Genomic DNA, 4,062 nt, shown 5'->3' with positions numbered 1-4,062 from the left:
CCATTCATACTGCCGATGCCAGAATCTCTACTTTATCTGTAATCAGTTAATCCGTTTACAAAACAGGGCAGCCCGAACAGAGCTGCCCTGTTTTGTAAACGGATTTTTTTCTTTCCGATACTTAATAGTTTTAGCGGGTTAATTTCTGCTGTATAGCTAAAAACCAAAAGCCGCCAAGTTTGGGACTTGTGCGGCTTTTGGAAGTTAGTGGTAAGATGGAAATCCTTATACTACCACGTTTATAATTTTGTTAGGGACTATAATAATTTTTTTAGGTGCTTTTCCTTCAAAAAATTTAGTAATCTGCTCATCTGCCACGACAGCTTTTTCCATCTCTTCACGTGGCGTGTCGGTGGCGAAAGTTACCTTGGCCCGCATCTTCCCGTTTACTGATACCGGGTAGTCAAACGTATTCTCGACCAGGTATTTTTCCTCCCAGGCGGGGAACGGAGCGAAAGTGACACTTTCTTGGTGTCCCAGTTTCTCCCAGAGTTCTTCTGCGATGTGCGGGGCATAAGGTGCCAGCACGACCGTCAACGGATCCAGGATGGCCCGCTTATTTGTCTTGAGGGCTGTCAGCTCATTTACACAGATCATGAAGGTAGACACGGACGTGTTGAAGGAGAAACGCTCAATGTCTTCCTCAACCTTTTTGATCGTTTTGTGCAGTGATTTTAATTCAGCAGCGGTTGGCTCCTCGTCAGACACGGCAAAGTTGCCTTCGTTGTCATGGAAGAGTTTCCAGAAGCGTTTCAGAAACTTAGAAACGCCGTCCATTCCGTTGGTATTCCAGGGCTTGAACTGCTCCAGCGGTCCCAGGAACATCTCATACATACGCAGCGTATCGGCACCCTGGCGCTCCACAATGATATCCGGGTTCACCACATTGTACTTCGACTTCGACATCTTTTCGATCTCTACGCCGCAGATGTATTTGCCATCTTCTAAAATAAACTCGGCATCAGCGTTCTCGGGTCTCCAGGCTTTGAAGGCTTCCAGATCCAGTTCGTCATTTTCTACAATGTTCACATCCACGTGCAGAGCTGTCGTCTCGTACTGGTTGCGCAGGCCAAACGATACATAGGTGTTGCTGTCTTTGACCCGGTACACGAAGTTGGACCGGCCCTGGATCATACCCTGGTTGATAAGCTTTTTAAACGGTTCCTGCTCCACCACCAGACCCATGTCATACAAGAACTTGTTCCAGAAGCGGGAGTAGAGCAGGTGGCCTGTTGCGTGCTCGGCTCCCCCCATGTAGAGGTCTACATTGCGCCAGTATTCTATTTTCTCTTTTGCAGCAAAGGACGTATCGTTTTGCGGGTCCATGTAACGGTACCAGTACCAGCTAGATCCGGCCCAGCCCGGCATGGTGCTCAGCTCATACTCATAATTGTCCTGGTATTTCCAGTCCACGGCGCGTCCTAGCGGGGGCTCCCCAGTTTCAGTTGGCAGGTAGGCATCAATCTTTGGAAGCTCCAGCGGCAGCTCACTTTCATGTAATAAGTGAGGTATACCGTCTTTGAAGTAGACCGGCACCGGTTCTCCCCAATAGCGCTGGCGGCTGAACACAGCATCGCGCATCCGGTAGTTGACCTTCCCTTTGCCAACGCCGAGCTCTTCGGCTTTGGCTATACCTGCGGTGATGGCATCTTTCACTTCCAGCCCGTTCAGGAATCCGGAATTAATGATTTTGCCTTCTTTGGCAGCGTGTGCTTCTTCTTCCAGGTTGCCGCCTTCCACTACCTGCGGAATCGGCAGGTTGAAGTGCTTAGCAAAGGCATAGTCGCGGGAATCATGGCCCGGGACAGCCATAACAGCCCCCGTGCCGTAACCGGCGAGTACATAATCTGCAATCCAGATAGGAGCCCGTTCATTGGAAAGCGGGTTGATGGCATACGCCCCGGTAAAGACACCGCTCACCGTTTTTACATCGGTCATGCGTTCGCGCTCAGACCGGTTTTTGGCTACGTTTACATAAGCATCCACAGCAGCACGTTGTTCCGCTGTCGTGATCTGTGCCACGAGCTCATGCTCGGGCGCCAATACTACGAAAGAAGCACCAAAAATCGTATCGATCCGGGTCGTGAACACCCTGATCTTTTCTGTTGCCCCTTCCACCGCAAAATCAAGTTCGGCACCAACAGATTTGCCGATCCAGTTGCGCTGCATTTCCTTTACCTGCTCCGGCCAGTCGATCTCTTCGAGACCCTGCAACAGGCGTTCGGCATAAGCTGTGATGCGCATCATCCACTGGCGCATCAGTTTGCGCTCTACCGGGTAGCCACCACGTTCAGATAAGCCATCCTTTACTTCATCGTTGGCGAGCACCGTACCGAGGGCAGGGCACCAGTTCACAACGGCATCGGCTACATAGGTCAACCTGTACTTGAGCAACAGGTGTGCTCTTTCCTGGTCGTTCATTCCCTGCCATTCTTCGGATGTGAAGGAAGGAGTGTCCTCGTCGCAGGCAGCGTTTATATTTGTATTGCCACTTTTCTCGAAGGCTGCGATCAGATCAGCAATGGGTTCTGCTTTGTCGGTGTCATAGTTGTAGTAGCTGTTGAAGAGCTGCATAAAGATCCACTGCGTCCACTTGTAGTAGCCTGGATCAGAAGTACGCACTTCGCGTTCCCATTCATACGAGAAGCCGATGTTCTTCAATTGCTCGATATAGCGCTGGATGTTCTGCTCCGTGGTGATGGCCGGGTGCTGGCCGGTTTGAATGGCGTATTGCTCTGCAGGCAAACCGAAGGCGTCAAAGCCCATCGGGTGCAATACATTAAAGCCTTTGGAACGTTTGTAGCGACTTACGATATCAGATGCGATATAGCCAAGCGGGTGTCCCACATGCAGTCCTGCGCCGGATGGATAAGGGAACATGTCCAGCACATAGAATTTTGGCTTATCTGTATTTTCGGTGGCTTTAAACGTCTGGTTCTCTTGCCAGTAACGTTGCCATTTCTTCTCAATCTGGTTGAAATTATACTCTGACATCTGTTTCGTCTTAATCTCTGAATCTTTCTGAAACCGCTAATATACTCAATGAACGGCTAATTGTTGATTGTTGCATGTTGATTGTTTCGTGTTCGGTGGTTACATGGTTAAATGGCTGTATTGATTATCTGCTGTAAGGTTGGTGGTATACTTTTAAATGACACGTGCCGTAAACAACAAGTAAGCCATCAAACAATTTAACAATCAATAGCTACCTTTGCCGCCAGAAGCTTTAAACAATTCGTCATGGAAAAATACGACCTGCTGGATGTGCCGCACCTGATCTATGTCATGGACCCGATGTGCTCCTGGTGTTACGGGTTTGCGCCTGTCCTGCATAAATTGAAAAAGGAGCAGGAGGGGAAGCTGAATTTTAAGCTGGTGCTGGGTGGTCTAAGGCCGGGAATGGTAGAACCGATGGAGGAGAAAACAAAAGAATATCTCCGGAAACACTGGGAGGAAGTAGAAAAAGCCACGGAGCAGCCCTTCGATTTCGACTTTTTCAAGCGTGAAAATTTTGTTTACGACACCGAACCGGCCTGCCGGGCAGTGGTAACCATGCGCTACCTGCAACCTGAAAAAGAGCTGGAAATGGCCGAAGAGGTGCAGCGGGCCTTTTATGCCCGCAACAATGACGTAACCAAGCCGGAGGTACTGGCCGAGATTGCCTTTAAACTCGGGGTGGAAGAAGAGACTTTTCTAGAAAAATTCATCTCCGAGGAGATGAAAGAAAAAACAGGACAGGACTTTGTCATCGCCCGTCATCTGCAGGCCAATGCTTTCCCGAGCGTATACCTGCTCAATGGCCACCATGTGCATCTGCTGAGCCGGGGCTATCGCCTGTATGATGCACTCAAGGCCCGTATGGAGGAAGCCTTGAAGGCTTCGCCACAATAAAAACTTAGGTATAATCGAAGGAAAACCAGCTGATAAAATCATCAGCTGGTTTTTTTTTGCTTTAAATAGCTGCATTACGTACATATTTCCTGCTGCCGGTTGGTAGCAAAGCCACATTTTAAGGATTCGTTCTAAGCTTTCGTAACATAGCCTTGTGACTTGAAAACTGCC

At 49.2% G+C, this 4,062-nt stretch carries 2 protein-coding genes; one reads left to right on the top strand and one right to left on the bottom strand.

What is annotated here, in order from left to right:
* Window positions 1–225 precede the first annotated feature (225 nt).
* A complete protein-coding gene (gene leuS, locus OB13_RS17615; protein WP_461491498.1) occupies window positions 226–2,994 on the bottom strand; it encodes a leucine--tRNA ligase in 2,769 nt (922 codons plus the stop codon).
* A gap of 246 nt (window positions 2,995–3,240) precedes the next feature.
* On the opposite strand from leuS, the gene OB13_RS17610 reads away from it, so the two are divergent.
* Window positions 3,241–3,891: a DsbA family protein gene (locus tag OB13_RS17610; RefSeq protein ID WP_461491497.1), complete on the top strand. Its 651-nt coding sequence runs from the start codon at window positions 3,241–3,243 to the stop codon at window positions 3,889–3,891.
* Window positions 3,892–4,062 lie beyond the last annotated feature (171 nt).

It is taken from the genome of Pontibacter sp. HJ8 (assembly GCF_054824225.1).
Note: the sequence above shows the minus strand (reverse complement) of the source record. Positions and strands in the feature narration are given on the sequence as shown.

Coding starts and splice junctions, on each gene's coding strand:
- leuS (WP_461491498.1), bottom strand. CDS start 2,994: ATGTCAGAGTATAATTTCAACCAGATTGAGAAGAAATGGCAACGTTAC.
- OB13_RS17610 (WP_461491497.1), top strand. CDS start 3,241: ATGGAAAAATACGACCTGCTGGATGTGCCGCACCTGATCTATGTCATG.